The sequence below is a fragment of the Erwinia tasmaniensis Et1/99 genome (genome assembly GCF_000026185.1).
In the GTDB taxonomy this organism is placed as follows: Bacteria; Pseudomonadota; Gammaproteobacteria; order Enterobacterales; family Enterobacteriaceae; genus Erwinia; species Erwinia tasmaniensis.
This window is the reverse complement of the sequence record NC_010694.1, coordinates 3,368,969-3,386,090: the sequence shown is the minus strand read 5'-3', so window position 1 is coordinate 3,386,090 and position 17,122 is coordinate 3,368,969. Positions and strand designations below refer to the sequence as shown.

Genomic DNA, 17,122 nt, shown 5'->3' with positions numbered 1-17,122 from the left:
CTTTTTTTTATCCTGAAGAAGGAGGGCGTTAGCGCCAGCGGGCGATCGGGTTAACCAGGGTTCCTGCAAATTTCAGGTTTTCAGCCGGATCGGACAGGTTGATCATCTGCTGGTTGTTGGCCAATTGCAGGCGGTTAAGGCAGGAGCGGGTGAACTCTGGCGTGAACATATCGTAACGGGAAAACTTGCTGGCCAGATGTGGATGAGCCTGCTGATATTCCTTCACGCAGCGCGTGACCGCCTGCCAGAACTGCTCTTCAGGCAGCGTGCCGGACTGGTGCAGAATGGCGCTGATAAAGCGGAAAATGCAGTCAAAGACGTCGGTAAAGATCGACAGCAGCTTGAGGTTTTCCGGCACGTCCACCGCCAGGCGCTGCACTTTTTCCGGCAGCACCGCATCCGGGTTCATTACCGCAATTTCTTCGCCGATGTCTTTCATATAGACGCTGACCGGCACGTTGTTCTCCAGCAGCAGGATCAGGTTTTCACCGTGCGGCATAAACACCAGGTCGTGCTGATAGAAGCAGTGCAGCAGCGGGCTGAGGTAACAGGTCAGATAGCGATCCACCCACTTTTCAGCGGCAAGCCCGGAGTCGGCAATCAGCGCCGGCAGCAGGGCTTTCTGATGATGATCGACGTGCAGGAATGAGGCCATGGTCATCAGGCGCTGGCCGGACTTCAGCTCGGCAACCGGATTGTCACGCCACAGCGCGGCAAACATTTTCTTGTAAGCGGAATCACCCTTGATAGCTTTTTCATAGTGGCGGTTATGGTAACCCACCGCCGCCACCTCGCGCAGAATGCGGAAGTCGCAGCGCTGTAGCCACTCATCCCCGGCAACCAGCTCTTGCAGCCATTCGTTAATCGCCGGTGTGGTCGCCATATAGTAGGGAGAAAGACCGCGCATAAAGCCCATATTCAGCACCGACAGCGCGGTTTTAACATAGCGTTTACCGGGATGGCTGCGGTTGAAGAAGGTGCGAATAGACTGCTGTGCCTGATAGTTATCGTCACCGACGCCGAGCCAGACAATATCGTTATTAGCGATATCCGCCGCAAAGACCGTCAGCAGTTTGTTCTGCCACTGCCAGGGGTGAACCGGCATAAAAATGTAATCGCCGCTGATAAGCCCTTTCTCTGTCAGCTGCGCAGTAAACTGCTCAACCGTAGACTGCCCCAGCTCTTCACGCATCAGGCGCTCGTACTGGAGATCGCTTAGGCTGGAGAAATGCGCATTGCGCCGGTGCACGGCAACCCAGATCAGGTTAACCGGCGTGGCGGCCTCCGGCGCATAGGCCAGATAGTCACGGGCGTCGAAGCCAATACGACCATTGTTTGCCACAAAGCACGGGTGGCCCTCGGTCATTGAGGATTCAACGGTTTGAAAATCTGCGTTCACCAGCGCCTGGCTGTCCGGGTTATCCTTCTGTAGCTTAAATACGCTGCTGCACAGCGTGCTGCTGATCTCTTCCATATAGGTCGCCAGCAGCGTCTGTGGAATACCGATGACCTCATTGAATTCAGAGATAAATTGTAAGGCGTCCAGCGGCTGGGGATGACCGTTTTCATGTTTGGCCAGCGAATCCGCGTCGATCTCCCAGTGATCCAGCGCCAGGCGAGCGGCGCTAAACTGGTATTCAGTCTCCGTGCCCGGCACGGCAAGCGAGCAGCGGCCGTTGCCCAATTCAGCTGGCGTTACGATCATCTCATGCGCAAATTCGGCGATGGCTTTGCGGATCAGCAGGCGATTGGCCCGATCCCAGCGATCGCCGCTCAGATGTGCACCCGTCAGCAGCAAATTGGTCTCATTCATATTCAGCGATTCCTTCAGTAAGGCCTGTTGATAATCTTCACGCTGGCAAAAGGCCAGCCAGGCGGTTTTATGCCCCATATCGATGGTGTGCTGGTAGCGAAAGCCAGCGCGCTTGTTCAGTCGATGAATTTTTGTATTACGTTGGTCCGGTTCAACCACCACCCGCTTCACTTCCGGCCGGCTGAACATAAAGTCCATGACCACGGAGAAAACCTGCCAGCTGAACTGTTTCACCGGTTTTGTGGCCGGCGCGATCAGTAGATGCATGCCGTAGTCGTCCGGCCGTGCGGCATAGAACTTGCCGATGTCATCCTCGCTGGCCTTATAACACTCCATCAGGAACACAGGCTGGTCATTACAGCAGCCAATCAGTGCGGCGTTGGCATTATCCGCCGTCAGTTGCTGATAAAAGGTGGCGACCTGTTCAAGGCTGTCGTTCTGCATTCCCCAGAAACGGGCATACTCTTGGGTGACCCAGCGGTGAACGACTGCGGCGTCATCCTGGCGCATGGGGCGGAGAGTGAACTGGCCTGCCGGGCGGGCCGTACGGTAAAGAGATGAGTTTGGCATATCAGATTTCCGATTGTGCTGGGAAGGTCTGGAAAGCGATCTGTCGTTCGACGGGGTACACCTCTCGTCCCGTTATTTCGCGCAGTAACACAGAGTTGCGGTAGCAGGCCATGCCCAAATCGGGCGTCACAAAGCCGTGCGTATGCAGTTCGGCATTTTGCACAAAAACCTGATTATGGCGATCGATGCTGTAGTTGCGCTGCACGTCGTAACGGCCTTTTTCATCCCACTGAATTCGCTGCTGGATACCTTCAATAAACATCGGTGGACGATACTGATAGCCCGTGGCCATCACCAGTCCCTCCGTTCGACGCGTAAAGGCGTGGTCCTGTTCCTGCTGATGTAGCATCAGCTCAAATTCACCCTGCGGCAGCCAACGCATATCGGTCAGCTCCGAATGGGTAAAGAGGTTGACGTCGAGCTTTCCATCCAGCTGCTTAACGTACATCAGATCGTAAATCTCATTGATCAGGCTGCTGTTAATCCCTTTATAGAGATTTTTCTGGCTCGCGTTCAGCGCATCGCGCTTCGGCGCGGGCAGGCTGTGGAAATAGTCGATCCATTCTGGCGAGGTCATTTCCAGCGTCAGTTTGGTGTACTCAAGCGGGTAAAAACGGGGAGCGCGGGTGACCCAGTTCAGCTGATAGCCGCAGCGATCGATATCCGTCAGCAGGTCGTAATAGATTTCAGCCGCGCTCTGACCGCTGCCAAGCACGGTGATGGAGCGTTTCTGCTGCAATTGCGCTTTGTTAACCAGATATTCGCTGGAATGAACGAAATGTTTGCGATGTGGCTCGCTACAGGCGGGGCTCCAGGCGCTGGGGCCGGTGCCCAGTATCAGATGATGCGCCAGCCATTCCTGCTGCTTTCCGCTAACGGTATCCGTTGAGCGAACGCGATAACATTGCAGGCTGTCGTCGTAGCTGACGTATTCTACCCGGGTATTCCAGCGCAGGTTACCGAGTTGGGAAGCGGCCCACTGGCAATACTGGTTGTACTCTTTGCGCATCAGGAAAAAATCTTCACGGATGTAGAATGAGTACAGTTTTCCCTTCTGCTTCATATAATTGAGCAGGCTGTAGGGGCTGGTCGGGTCGGCCAGCGTGACTAAATCGGCCATAAAGGGCGTTTGTAAATGTGCGCTTTCCAGCATCATGCCGGTGTGCCAGTCGAAACCGGGGTTCTGATCGAGAAAAACGCCGTTCAGCCCTTCAACCGGTTCGCTCAGACAGGCAAGGCCCAGATTAAACGGACCAATGCCAATACCAATAAAATCATAGATGTCGTTATTCATAGCGGGTTCTCACAGATGAGCCGTTGTGACCGTCGGGCCGCACGCCTGTTCACGGCCGTAATGCACAATCAGGGCAATCACGTCTTCAATATCAGCCACGGTGGTGTTGGGGTTCAAAAGGGTGAATTTCAGATACTGACGACCGTTGACTTTGGTGCCGGCAATCACCGCATTCCCGGATCGAAACACGGCTTTACGGATATTGGCGTTGATGTCATCTATTTGCTCATCGTTCAGGCCTGGGCGGGGCACATAACGGAAAATCTGGGTGGTCAGTTCTGGCGCATGCAGTACTTCTATCGTCGGATGAGCATTCAGCAACTGATGGGTAGTTTGCGTCAGCGCCAGAATGTCATCAAAGGCATTACCCAGCGCCGTTGGCCCGGAGATGCGCAGCGTCAGCCACATTTTTAGCGCGTCAAAACGCCGCGTTGTCTGGATACTTTTATTGACCAGGTTAGGCGTCCCTTCCTGCTGCGCGCTAAGCGGGTTGAGATAATCGGCGTGATGAGTGACATGGCTCAGGTTGTGCTTGTCGCGTACAAAGAACGCCCCGCAGCTGACGGTCTGGAAGAACGACTTGTGATAATCCACGGTAACCGAATCCGCCTTTTCAATACCGGCAAGGCGCTGGCGGTGATTTTCCGACACCAGCAGCCCGCAGCCGTAGGCGGCATCCACGTGCATCCACATGCCGTGCTGGTTGCACAAATCGGAGATCGCCCCCAGCGGATCGATACTGCCAAAATCCGTGGTGCCGCTGGTGGCGACGACCGCTATCGGGATCAGACCCTGTTGATGGCAGCGCTGAATTTCCTGCTCCAGGCAGGCTGCGTCCATGCGGTAATGCTCATCGAAGTCGACCGGGATAACGGCATCGTAGCCCAGGCCCAGTATGGCCATCGACTTCTGGATGCTGAAGTGGCTGAGCTTTGAGGTAAAGACGCGCCATTTCGCCGCATCCTGAGGTAGTCCCTGATGTTTGATCATATGGCCTTGATGATGCGCCGCGCACCAGCTGTCACGGGCCAGCAGCATTGCCATCAGGTTGGACTGCGTACCACCGCTGGTAAAGATGCCATCAGCCCCGGCGGGCAAACCAATACGACCGAGCGTCCAGTCGATCACCTTCTGTTCAATCAACGTACCGCCGGCGCTCTGATCCCAGGTATCTACCGAGCTGTTGACCGTTGCCATAATCTGTTCTGCCAACAGGGAAGGGAGCACGACCGGACAGTTCAGATGCGCCACGTATTTGGGATGGTGAAACCAGACGGCATCACGCAGATAGAGCTTTTTCAGCTCCTCTAGCGCGGCTTCATTGCTCCCCAGCGGCTGGTCGAGATTGACGCCGCTGAATTCCCTGGCCAGCTCATGAGGAAGAATACCGCTAAAGGGCTTTTCAACGCCTTTCACCGTTTCCGTTATCAGCGCCAGCACCTGTTCTGACTGCTGAACCCATGCAGGCAGCTGGTGGTCATTGAAGATGAAATCATGAGGATCGCCAGCGCGATAACCCGGATGCCGTTCGGTGACCTGCGAAGTGTGTGAACCTAAGACCATAACCTGTTCCTTTATTGAAGGCGCAATGAGCCCTGCTGTCAGGTGATAGCGACAGCATCGTGCGCAGACGGCGTGACGTCAGTTTAATATTGCTAATATTCTGCTTTTACAAAATCTTCGGGGTGATGCAGGAATGCGCTTTTATCTGCCAAAATCCCAAAAATACCGACATTAACTGTGGTTCTATAACATCGTTTTTACAGAACTTAATGTAAATGAGATTCTAAATGAATTTGATTATCATTCAATGAATTTTTTTGTGACAAATTGTCATAAGCATTGCTACTGAATTGAGCCAGAGGAACGAGGCTATCGCCTCTGCATGACGGAGAGATGATATCGGGGGGGGGTAATATGGCGTTCACCCAGCATTACCGGGCCTGTTCGCAGGTTTTTCACAGATGTCAGGTGCACACGTCGTCTGTTAATGTGAGATCCGTTTCGTCAGATAGGGTCAATACACCTGTGGAAAGCAAGGTTATCTCGCCATGAAGAGCGTGACCACAAACAGTACAATTTTCACCCTAAAATCCAGAGGCGGCACGCCAGATTTTTGCAGAAAATATTTTCTGCAAAGCGCTACTTTTACGACTTAATCATACCAGGTAAAAAAAAATGGCCCTTATCTTATTGAGTAGAAATAAAAGGCATGCCACCGATTATATCAACTTATTCAACAGATTTATTCGGTGTCAATAAGGTATTGGTTGATAATAATAATCATCTAATTGAGGGGTGAAGGTAATATATTATTTTCCCGGAGGGTTTTTCGCTTTTTAACTTATTGCTCACTAAAAAAACGAAAAAAAATGACCGGGATTGACTCCCAAGACGAGACGTTAAAGAATGGAGTTTAACGGCGATAAGTATTTACACTCAGGTCTAAAACACACTATTTATAGTGAGGAGGTATCCGTGGATGATATATCTGCCGGTGGGTGGGACGTGGTCAGTATCACTGATCTTGATACCATAAATAAAATTACCAGTAATGAAAAAAATTATCCTAAAGAGTTTTCTGTAAGCGATACGATCCTGGGAGTAATCATAAATATAAATGGCAGGTGGGGGGAGTGGCGGCTGACCAAAAATGCCAGTGGCGGGAAAATGAATGTAAGATGTGAAATATCAGAAGGTGCGGTGAATTATGAGGGGCGATTTCTGGATATTAACAGCGGAGAAAATAATTCGTATGTTGAAATTGAGCTGACGCTCAAAGGAGAACACGCAGAACCCAACGACTGGACGTCAGGTAATGATATTGTTGAGGAAAATACATGCTGTTATCAATTAGTCGCAGATCCCGATAACAAGGTCATCGTTTCCGGCTGCGAGTTCACCGGCTCGGAGATTGGCAATGATAATCTTGATCTGATTTTGCCCGCATTGTTCAGCGGCTGGTTTAAAAAAAACCTGAGCACCTTTGATCGAATTTTTGCGGTTATCCTGATTGGATTGCGCGCTAAAAACGGTGATTTTCAGTGGCTTTATCCTTCCGCATATAGCTATGCCGCCAACAGTTCACTCGATAACCAGACGACGGGATTTGGCATTTTGACGCTTATCGATGGAAGAACGGATACCGGAAAGCTACAGCAGTCTGTTGATATTTCAGCGCTTAGATTGGTAAAAAAGTTTGGTGCCAACCTGGCGTTGGTGATCAGCAAAGAGATGTTTGTGAAACACATTTTATCGAAAGCCGCAGTCGGCCTGATAAAAAATTCTCAAGAAAGCGATTTCCGCATTAGCGATAGCGGATTATCACTGACCAACGCCCGCGAAATGATATGGCAGGACTTCGATGCTGGCGAGGGTAAAACGGTCTCACCTGTCCTTCCCAAACACGGATTTATTTTGACGTTGCAGTCAGATTACATTCATATCACTCTTCAGGGTGCTCATTACCGGCCGCAGGAAGGCGTCACTGTCTACATGGGACTGGAGCAGAACTTCAGGTATAAGGTGGGGAAAAACGCCAGGGGGGAACCTGTATTTGTACCCGATGAGAAGGGTTTGGGGGATGCGCAGGTATCCTGTTCTGTTAAATTTGACAGGTGGATGCAGGTGATGGAAATCACAATGGGCGTGATTGCATCGATAGCGGCCGTTATTTCATTGGGGACGGTTACCTATGGTGCGATCACTGCCAGGGCGGCGACCACGCTTATTGCAGCAGAGAGGGAAAGTGCGGTGATGTTCTCCGTTAATGCTGCTGAGGCCGAGATCGTGACCGCAGAGGCGATGGCGGTAGCACGCAGTATCGCTAACGGTGCGGTATCAAATCCGACAATTTTTAATATTGTGAAAATGGCCTCGGCGATTACAGCGGCGATTGCCGGCACGGCGGCTGGCGCTATCGCAATATCTGAAGCCATTTATAAATCAAATTATGACGACGTTCCTTCGTTTTATCACTTTGCCTCAATTATAACCGGCACCAGCGTATGGCCTCATATGGAAAATATGACGCTGAAATCGGCATCCCTTGCCGACAGCTTTGTTATAGGACTTGAATTAAAATAAGGATCGCGGCATGGATATGTATCACTGGGATGTGGTCTGCGCAATGTCATGCCGGGAGATAAATAAAAAACTTCCGTCGGCGGTATGCAATGCGCTTAGCCATTTTAGCTGGTCTGATGGGGCGGGTAATCATATTTCTGGCGAATTTTCCGGTTGGGAAATAGTGGCCGGAGGTGATGCACAGCGGCTTAATCTCATTGTGCCACTGATCGCGGGCAAGATGAAGGGCTCCATACTTGGCAAAAACATCGATGTTGCTGTTGATGGCCTTTGCCCTAAACTCCAGATCGAGTTGGCGTTGATCGGCGGAGAAGGTCGTATTGTTGTGCAGGATAGCGACATGAATAACCTTTTCTCCGGCGCAGAGGCCATTATTCCCGTGCTGTTTTGCCGATTGATGGTGAAGATGCTCGCCGCCCGGCATGAAGAAATAGCCGCTATCTTTGCGAATATCCTGGTCATTCCGGAAAAAAGCGACGTTGCGTGGATGAAGATGCAGCTTTTTCAATATGCCTACAATGAAAAATTAAACGGTAAGCTGGGCTGTCTGGCCATTTTAGGACTATTAGACAGCAATGCTTATCCTCCTCCATCGAATGAACTTCAGAGGGTCTATGACTCATCGCTGATCGGTGAACGGGGGAGTATCGGATTTATGATATCCCGGCAGGTATTTATGAAAAATGTTGTGCTTCCGGTATTACCTGAGGTGTTTAAGGGGGCAGCCGCCGGTCAGTTTTTTCTTGCAAATCATGATGTGATTAGAAACAACGGTGATATCTCATTAAATAAAATAAATGGCTACACGCCTTACTTTAATCATTTCGCACTGGAGGTGGTCGATCGCAGGATCCATATTTATAACCTCCGGGGCCGCTGTGATGTCGTATTTAACAGCAGTTACGTCAGTTTCAACCTGTCTGCCGCCTATATTCCCCAGCTGTCTTTCGTTGCCGGCAGATACAGAGTGGATTTTGTTAGCGTTACGCGGCCGGTCTTTAGCTGTCAGGGTCATGATACGTTAGCCCAGATTTTCTGGATTTTTGGTGGTTGGGTAGTCGACGCCCTGATCCAGGGGATCCGTAGCCAGATGGAACACCTTCTCTCTAAGTTCGGTAACGGTGGGATAAGTCTTGATATTTGTCCGATAAAGTTTAATACGGCCTCAAATTATACGGAGTGTGGTCTGGCAAGGAACTTCTTTATGCGCAATTAATGATGGACTATCCGGGAGATGATATGAGCTTTATTGAAACGGTAAAATATGTGCGTCAGCTAAGTGTTATCGATGAATTCGGTGGGAGAGGGAGTGCCGAAAAAATTAAGAAATTTTATATTATTTTCAGGGCGGTCGACCAAAATGGTACGGAAGTCGAAGTGAGTCGAAAGGAAATAGAAGAAGCCGTGTTAAAAAAATATCTTATTATTTCAAATTATATAGGCGATGAGGAGTATACGTTGGGGTTGCTGGAGAATAACCAAAATAGCGATCATTTTACCGTCAGTAAAGTCGATTACATGTTTAATTCAAATGTTATCACGTTAGCCGTTCGAGAGTTTAAGGGAAACTCCAGCGTCAGCGTGAAATTTAAAATAGATAGTGAGATTATTGCTTCCACCTGTTATCTGTCAGGTAATTCGTCCTGCTTTTTTCTTTCCAGAGACACGTTATAATTTAACATGTTCTTCCTTCGGGCAACATTAACGCCTGACGATTTATCCATTCTGCACTAAATTTCAACACCCGATTTATGCCCGGTGCTTAATAAAAAGGAACGTCAGATGAACAGCATATTATATGATTCACCGGAAGATATCACCAGCGTTGATCTGACTATACGGGCCGTATCCGGTAATATTGCTCCTGCTATTTATGCCAACGGTCGTAACCAGTTGCCTTTAGAGATTATTGTTAAGGCTTCAAAAGAAAATGCGGATCATACTGAGTCAGTACTGCAGTTCTCGAAGAATATATGGATCCACCTGTTGAACCTCCGCCATGCCGAGTCTGATACCCCACTCACCCGGCAGGGAACTTCCGGATGGTGTTTTAGCGCGACCGAGAATGATTACAGTCTGGAAGTGATTGCCAGAGAGTATTCCGCTGAACCCTGTCACAGGCAGCCCGGCGATACTCTGATTACACTGTATGTTTACACGGACGAGATAAGCACCATGCGCATTGCCGCCAGTATTGACACCGATGGAGGAAAACATTTTAGCACTGCAGATAATTCCAATGTGGTTGAGAGAAGCTCCGTTGCGGTACGTGCCTTTCAGCCCGTTAGCTATTCAAAAGGGGATATAATACAGGACAGAGTGACTAATCAGGGTAAAACCCAGGCCGTTATGCATTACAGCGGCGACAACGCCACCTGGTCAAAAAGTTTTGATGCGCATTATGACAATCTCTATTTCTCCATAAAGAATAAAATATGTCACTACGCCGTCTATAACTACGGTGCAGATGGTCAGAAAGATATGAATTACCCTGCAAAGATTGCCCAATACTGGGTTTTCAATAACGATCAGCATATGCTGATTGCTAATTCATCGGATCTCCCGGAGGGGGAAGGTAACAACGGTTTTTATGGCAGGGCCAGCTGGCCTGAAACGTTGTCTGCGCAACAGTCTACCGCAGTTTACGATCTTTTCCTCGATTATAAATATAACGATCGTCCTAATACACTTTGCTGGACTCATTTGTCTTTTTCTGCTTCCGCTGAGTGGATATTACCTAAAGATATGGCGCTGCACGTTAACGATACTGAACTGCACCAATATAACCTCAACCCCTGGTTTGATCTTTACGACCTGTACGGTAATTACGCAAGTTTCGCTATTCGCTATAACCCCGACAGTCATGAGATTGAAATTGATAAAAAATAGTGCTTACCGTTATGACTTACCGCATCCGATGGATGTCGATCCTATTCGCTAACGGAGCTAAATTATGAAATCACCTTCTTTTTATTCCCAGGCGAGTAACTTTATCAGTGCCGTACAGGGAGGTGTCGATCCGCGCACCGGCCTTTTTAATTTTAATTTATCGTTGGTGAACCTGCACTCTGGCAAGCTGGCCGGCCCGGCACTGTCGCTATCGCTGCAATACTCGCCGTTATCATCGGATAACGAGGGATTTGGCCAGGGTTTTTCCCTCAACCTGACACGCTATAATATCGCGACCCGTAAGCTGGTGCTTTCCACTGGCGAGGAGTACTGCATCAGCAGCAGCGGAAAGACCGTTAAACAAAAAAAACTTAAAAACTTTATTTTTGAAAATACCGATAACGAAAGCTACCGGGTCATTTACAAATCCGGACTTATCGAAAGCCTCTCCCCATTCGGCGTAATGTTTCTTCCAACCCGTATCACGGCGCCTGATGGGCGAAGCCTTAGCCTGGTGTGGCGCTCATCGCACTCCCCGCCCCGGCTGGAGCAGATAACGGATGATGATGGCACGGTGCTGTGCGCCATATCCCATGCCGATGAGAGGCTTGCCACGCTAGCGTTCAAGGTGCTTCCAGACCATGCCGAATCGGGCTATCAGACCGTATTCAAATTTACCAATGCGTATCTGACCCGCGTAACCAGCAGCGCCGATACCGTTCCGCTTATATGGACATTTCATTACGATGATATCGGTCCTGGAAATGATTATCGGGCGATCACCAGCGTGACCTCGCCGACAGGGCTGAGGGAGCAGGTGACCTATTATCCTGACAGAGCAATGGCTTTCCCTGATATTGCAGGCCGTCACGCGCTGCCCTGCGTACACGTACATAAAATATTTCCGGGCGGCGGGCAGCCACGGACGGTCACGCTGTGGGACTGGACGGAGCATAACTATCTTGGCAGAGAGGCAGGGCAGAATCAGTGGCAGCCGGATACTGACGAAATGCTGATGATATTGCTCAACGACTACCGGTATGGCTCCACGGAAAAGGTGATGGGGATGGATGGCAGCACCGTGCTGAGCACGGTGACGCGCAGCTACAACAGCTATCATCTTCAGGTGTCAGAAAGCACGTTTCGCGACGGAAAAACGTTCCTTCACGCCACGCAATACCATGCCGTTCCGGGTGCGACTTTCGACGAACAGCCCGCCCAGTATGCTCTGCCCGCGCAGCAGACCGCATCCTGGGATGATGGCAGCGGCGCAACTTCGCGTACGCTTATGACCCGCTGGCAATTTGATGAAGCGGGTAATCCGCTGCGACAGGATGAACCAAACGGCAGCGTCACCGAGTATGTCTATTACCCGGCAGAAGGTGAGGGTGAGGCCTGCCCGGCCGATCCGCATGGTTTTACCCGTTATCTGAAAAGTAAAACGCTTACCCCGCTTCGCATTAAGGGAGATGAACCCCTCTCACGAATGGTCAATACCTGGAAGCAGCAGGATGTCATCAACGGCAAAGGCTATGCCGTTGTGGACGATACAATAACGCGAACCGTGGGCAGCGCACGCCTATTTATCAGCCGTGACTACTACCGTGATGTGACTGACGACCTGACGTTTGGTCGTGAAAAGGCGCGGATTATCACCCTGACACCCTGTCTGGAGGCCAGCGAAACCTACACCCGCCGGCAGTCTTTCACCTATCGATCCACGCCGCAGGGGCTGCGTCAGTCAGAGTCTTTTACCTCGCATGATGGCCTGACGGCCTATCACACTACATTGCGCCACCCCAGCCTCGGACATCTTCTGTCTGAAACGGATGCACAAGGCGTCACGGCAGTCCGCACTTACGATAAGGTTGGTCGGGTGTTAACCCACAGCGTGATGCCGGGGATGCTACACGAAAGGAAAACGACATGGTCATATTCCATCGGGGACAAAGGCCCGGTCACCCTCGAAATGGATGCGGCAGGTAATCAGACAAAAACCTTTTTTGACGGTGCCGGCCGGGAATCAAGCTGCCGACGTCTTGATAGAGATGCCTCGCAGAAGTGGTTTGAGATCTCGTCACGGACATGGGGGCCGCTGGGGGAGATGGTTGCTGGCTCCTGCAACGACTGGTTGACCGATTCATCAGTACCGCAGCGCCTCGGCACCTTCGTTTCATATGATGGCTGGGGCTGGATCGGTGAGCAAGGTTTTACGGACGGCACGAAGCTTGTGCAGGCCAACGACCCCATGCTGCTCACGCAAACGTTATCACTGCACGGTAGCGCGGACGGTGAAGATCTCAACTCGGGGTCATTTACCACCGTACTGGAAGAACGTAGCCGCCTGCCGCTCTCGGAGGTCCGCAAAAATGCCGTCGGTCAGGCGCAGAGTGAACGATCCCATGAGTGGGATGGGCTTGGGCGCCTGCGGCTGGACACGGATGAACTTAATCATAAAACTGCCCTAAGTTACGACGCCTTCGGACGCGTGCTGACACACATCCTACCGGACAGCACTACGGTAACACGAACCTATGCCGCTCACCTGACGGGCAATCAGGTCACCACCCTTAGCGTGACAGGCAAAGACTCTGACGGCAATCCGCGCACCTGGCTGCTCGGAACGCAGGAGTTTGACGGTTTCGCCAGAGTCACTCAGCGTTCAAGCGGTGGGCGGGCCACCTTATACGCCTACGAAGCCGCCGCACCGCATCCCTCTTCAGTTACCCTGCCGTCAGGGAAAATCGTGAAGTGTACGCACGTCCCCGAGTTGGGTAACGTGCTGAGCAGTATGACGGTTGACGGAGTGGCGCAGGTGTTCGGCTATGACCCGGCGACGGGCCACCCGATCACGGCAGAGGAAGGGGATACCAGGATAGAGTATTCTCTGAACCCTTCCGGTAGCCTGAAGGCTGAACGCTTCACCCAGTGGAGCCTTTCGCGAGAAGCTGGCTATACCCGTACGCTGGCAGGAAAAATGGTGGCGTACAGGGATATAGCCGGTAAAAAAACCACCTGTGTACGGGATGCGACTGGACGATTAATCACGATGAAAGACGTGGATCTGACGGTCGACCTGGAGTATGACGCGCTGGGGCGACTGAACTGGCAGTTGGTCACGAATATTGCCACGCAGGCTACGCTCATCACCCGGCTGACATTTAACGATTTTGGTTGGGAAACTGCCCGCATCATTTCTGACAGCAGTGGTGGCGAGCTGAAGGTGACGCAGAGCTGGCTGGCAAACGGCCTGATGGCGAGTCGGACGACTCTGCGGGATAAGGGCGTGTTACGAGAGGAGCGCTTCGCGTACGATGCCCGTAATCGTCTTGTCAGCTATACGGTGAGCGGTACCAGCCTGCCGCAGGATGCATATGGACATCAGATTACTGCACAGGCCTACCGATATGATGCGCTGAATAACCTGACGATGATCACCACCCCGTTGATTTACGGCAGCATTGATGTTGCGACCTATTATTACGGAAACATCGCCGACCCCACCCAGTTGACCGCAATAATACACTCCAGTATTGGCTATCCCAGGGTCATTCAGCTTGAGTATGATGCCGGTGGGCGCTTGATTCGGGATGAGGCAGGGCGCGTGCTCTCCTATGACGCGATTGGCAGATTGACCGACATCAATGGCGAAAGCAGCTATGGCTATGATGCGCTCAACCGCATGATTAGCCAGAACATCAGGGGCAAGGATGGGCGACAGCTATACTACCGTGGTGCAGAGCTGGTGAATGAGGCTTTGGTAGAGCAGGGAGAGGTATCCCGTCTGATTAAGAATGGGCACAGCTGCCTGGGAATACGCGATGGCAGCAGTGTGACGTTGATGGCTGGCGATCGGCACGGCAGTCCGGTCTGGTCGCATGACGGCGGTCAGAAAGAAGGAAAACAGCACTTTTGGTCACCCTACGGTACAGGAGAAGCGACCGACCTGCTGCCGGGTTTCAACGGTGAGCGGGTCGACCCGGTCAGCGGGTGCTACCACTTGGGTAATGGCTGTCGTACTTACAATCCTGTGCTGATGCGGTTTAATTCTCCGGACAGTCTTAGCCCGTTTGGCGGGGGCGGCATGAATGCTTATGCCTACTGCGCGGGAGATCCGTTAAATAACACTGACCCGTCTGGACACATGAGTTGGCAGGGGATAATGGGGATCGTGACGGGAGCGCTGGGGCTGGCCTTCTCAGCGTTCACTGCCGGGGCATCGATAGCGGCTGCGGGGAGCGTGATGGCGGCTTTAGGCGCGGCATCGACAACCTCACTGGTCGCAGGAGGGTTAGGCCTGCTAGCCGATGCGACGGCCATCGCCAGCGGTGCGTCGCAAGACAATCATCCGCGCGCATCGGCCGTACTGGGCTGGGTATCAATGGCGACGGGGATTGCCGGCGTGGTGGCTGGGCTGACGCATATGGCGACGGCCCTTAGGGAAAATAAAACTAATCTGCATTTGTCACGGTTCGAAGAGATGGGGATCAGGTCACCCAAGGTGATAGGCATTCATGATTTTGGCGGTTACAACTCTGACCCCTATACACCTTCAGTGCCCGTTCATGCCACCTACACGGCCATTGAATGGGATAGCGGCCTTCCCCGCCTAAATATCGTGGCGCATGGTCTTCCAGGACGCATACTTGTCGATCGTAACATATGGCTAGATGCCGATGCGCTTTATCACCTGTTGTACGAGCATGGCGTAATCGACTATCACTATTATGAAATCAGAATGCTGGTTTGTCATAGCGCTGACCCTTCGTCTGAGGGAATAAGTGTGGCGCAACGTTTAGCGCAGTTAACGAATAAGCCGGTTGAAGGTTTCCATGGCATTATGACCATGCATGAAACGCTGAATATTACCGGTGTGCCCATTTCATCAGTAAGGATGGTTAATGACGCCTATATGAGAGGGGGGGAGTTTGCCGCGACTGAGTTTATGCACCGAAACCGCGATTTCATCACCATTGGACCACACCCCTTCGCGATAATGCCTAATATCCCGAAAACATTTTTTCCGTGAGGAAAAGGAAAACCGCGGTTGCCGCTGTCGCCTCTTGCAGGTCTTTAAGAAGGCCCGATCCTTCGGTTCGGCACTGACTGTGACGCCGTACATTATTCTGAAATGCCAGATGGGGAAAGCAGGATCGTCTAACGGTATCGCTAACCATTAACGATGATGTCACCGGCAAAAGATCCTGCATCGACCGCAAAAATGACAGATTTCCGTACGGACAGCTCAGACCTTGTCTGCATGTAGTGCGGAAAGTCTTGCCACTTCCGTCCTGTCCGGCGCGGAATCAATCAGCTCCCCAATATAGGTGCCAGCTCCCGGTAGACCGTTATCCCTGTACGGGTGGCACCGTGTCGATTTCAGTGTACCGGGCGCATTGTTTTTTGTTAGTTATCAGATATTCCACCGGATGAAACCGCACTTTTCGTTAAAATATTTTATTTATCACACCGCAAACATCGTCCTATTCAGAATTTATGTGCCATACTCAAATTATCCCATCAGATTACCTTAAGTTATATCTCCTTTTAAAATTCGTCATTGATTGTGTATTTAGGATTAATCTCACTATCTCGCGAGATATAAGGCGAGGAATTTACTGCCTGCAAACAATTATTGCGTATCTAACACAAATAAAGCGAAGCCCTTTAATAAAATTTCTTTGTTTGATAGGATTTAATCCGTTCAGGTAGAGGCTGGTTAATTAAACCGTGGTGGTTGTGGGTTTAATGATAAAAGTATTTCCTGCCTGGATTAAATTAAGGGTTTTAACATTGTGGCGTATTGTTTATTGTTCGCGAAGTTATGGCTCTTTATTCTAAGGATATAAGTACAAACAGGATATTGTGATGAAAACGAATAAAGTCGTTATTGCTGCTGCTTTCACTGCTGCTTTGGGATCTGCGTCAGTTTTGGCTGACACCACAAATGGCCAGATTGAGTTTCAGGGTGAACTGGTCAATACCGCATGTGGTCTGTCAACAAACTCCAGCCCGGTAAGCGTTGATTTTGGTCAGGTCCCTGTTTCAGCCTTGACTCAGGGCGGCCGCGCTGGCAGCACAACGAAGAACATTGAGTTACAGCACTGCGACACCACCGTTGCTACCAGCGCCGTGGTCTCTTACAACCCAACCAGCCCGAATCCGAAAGATAACACTCTGGCTGCATTCACCTCTGGATCGGCATCTGGTGCGGGTATCGGCCTGCGTGACAGCGCTAACCAGGACGTGGTATGGGGACAGGGCACCGCAGCCGTTCGTCTGGTTAATGGCACCACAACCATTCCCTTTGTCGCTTATCTTAAAGCGGATAATAAGGAAAAAACCGTCACAGCCGGTGCATTCCAGTCGACAATTAATTTCCAGATTGCTTATCAGTAATCCACGATAAGTCCAAAGTGTGGGAAGTCTTCCCGCACTTTCTTAAATACCAGGTCAGCACCAGGGTGGGG

Annotated in this window: 9 protein-coding genes; 6 read left to right on the top strand and 3 right to left on the bottom strand. The window is 51.0% G+C overall.

The annotated features are described in order from the left end of the window. Positions 1-28 precede the first annotated feature (28 nt). From ETA_RS16345 to ETA_RS16335, 3 genes are read right to left on the bottom strand one after another with little or no spacing between them, the layout of a single operon-like run. Positions 29-2,383: a GNAT family N-acetyltransferase gene (locus ETA_RS16345; protein ID WP_012442727.1), complete on the bottom strand. Its 2,355-nt coding sequence runs from the start codon at positions 2,381-2,383 to the stop codon at positions 29-31. A 1-nt stretch (position 2,384) separates the two neighbouring features. After that, positions 2,385-3,677, bottom strand: coding sequence for a lysine N(6)-hydroxylase/L-ornithine N(5)-oxygenase family protein (locus ETA_RS16340; RefSeq protein ID WP_012442726.1), 1,293 nt, complete (start codon positions 3,675-3,677; stop codon positions 2,385-2,387). 9 nt (positions 3,678-3,686) lie between these two features. After that, positions 3,687-5,240 (bottom strand): pyridoxal phosphate-dependent decarboxylase family protein, encoded by a 1,554-nt coding sequence (locus tag ETA_RS16335; protein WP_012442725.1) that lies wholly within the window; start codon positions 5,238-5,240, stop codon positions 3,687-3,689. A gap of 915 nt (positions 5,241-6,155) precedes the next feature. On the opposite strand from ETA_RS16335, the gene ETA_RS16330 reads away from it, so the two are divergent. The 6 genes from ETA_RS16330 (at position 6,156) to ETA_RS16305 (ending at position 17,051) form a co-directional block, all read left to right on the top strand. Beyond that, on the top strand, positions 6,156-7,763 hold the full coding sequence (locus tag ETA_RS16330) for a TULIP family P47-like protein (RefSeq protein ID WP_042959172.1): 1,608 nt from the start codon (positions 6,156-6,158) through the stop codon (positions 7,761-7,763). A 10-nt stretch (positions 7,764-7,773) separates the two neighbouring features. Further along, entirely contained in the window at positions 7,774-8,979 is a 1,206-nt protein-coding gene (locus ETA_RS16325) for a TULIP family P47-like protein (RefSeq protein ID WP_012442723.1), read from the top strand. Between the two features lie 2 nt (positions 8,980-8,981). Next, positions 8,982-9,437: a hypothetical protein gene (locus ETA_RS16320; RefSeq protein ID WP_012442722.1), complete on the top strand. Its 456-nt coding sequence runs from the start codon at positions 8,982-8,984 to the stop codon at positions 9,435-9,437. A gap of 108 nt (positions 9,438-9,545) precedes the next feature. Further along, entirely contained in the window at positions 9,546-10,652 is a 1,107-nt protein-coding gene (locus ETA_RS16315; protein ID WP_042959170.1) for a hypothetical protein, read from the top strand. 64 nt (positions 10,653-10,716) lie between these two features. Continuing rightward, complete coding sequence (locus ETA_RS16310) at positions 10,717-15,681, top strand: RHS repeat domain-containing protein (RefSeq protein WP_012442720.1); 4,965 nt, start codon at positions 10,717-10,719, stop codon at positions 15,679-15,681. 839 nt (positions 15,682-16,520) lie between these two features. After that, positions 16,521-17,051 (top strand): fimbrial protein, encoded by a 531-nt coding sequence (locus tag ETA_RS16305; RefSeq protein ID WP_012442718.1) that lies wholly within the window; start codon positions 16,521-16,523, stop codon positions 17,049-17,051. Positions 17,052-17,122: the final 71 nt, after the last annotated feature.

What these genes read in the sequence shown, in the direction of transcription:
- ETA_RS16345 (WP_012442727.1), bottom strand. Translation starts at nt 2,383, where the DNA reads ATGCCAAACTCATCTCTTTACCGTACGGCCCGCCCGGCAGGCCAGTTC.
- ETA_RS16340 (WP_012442726.1), bottom strand. Translation starts at nt 3,677, where the DNA reads ATGAATAACGACATCTATGATTTTATTGGTATTGGCATTGGTCCGTTT.
- ETA_RS16335 (WP_012442725.1), bottom strand. Translation starts at nt 5,240, where the DNA reads ATGGTCTTAGGTTCACACACTTCGCAGGTCACCGAACGGCATCCGGGT.
- ETA_RS16325 (WP_012442723.1), top strand. Translation starts at nt 7,774, where the DNA reads ATGGATATGTATCACTGGGATGTGGTCTGCGCAATGTCATGCCGGGAG.
- ETA_RS16320 (WP_012442722.1), top strand. Translation starts at nt 8,982, where the DNA reads ATGGACTATCCGGGAGATGATATGAGCTTTATTGAAACGGTAAAATAT.
- ETA_RS16315 (WP_042959170.1), top strand. Translation starts at nt 9,546, where the DNA reads ATGAACAGCATATTATATGATTCACCGGAAGATATCACCAGCGTTGAT.
- ETA_RS16310 (WP_012442720.1), top strand. Translation starts at nt 10,717, where the DNA reads ATGAAATCACCTTCTTTTTATTCCCAGGCGAGTAACTTTATCAGTGCC.
- ETA_RS16305 (WP_012442718.1), top strand. Translation starts at nt 16,521, where the DNA reads ATGAAAACGAATAAAGTCGTTATTGCTGCTGCTTTCACTGCTGCTTTG.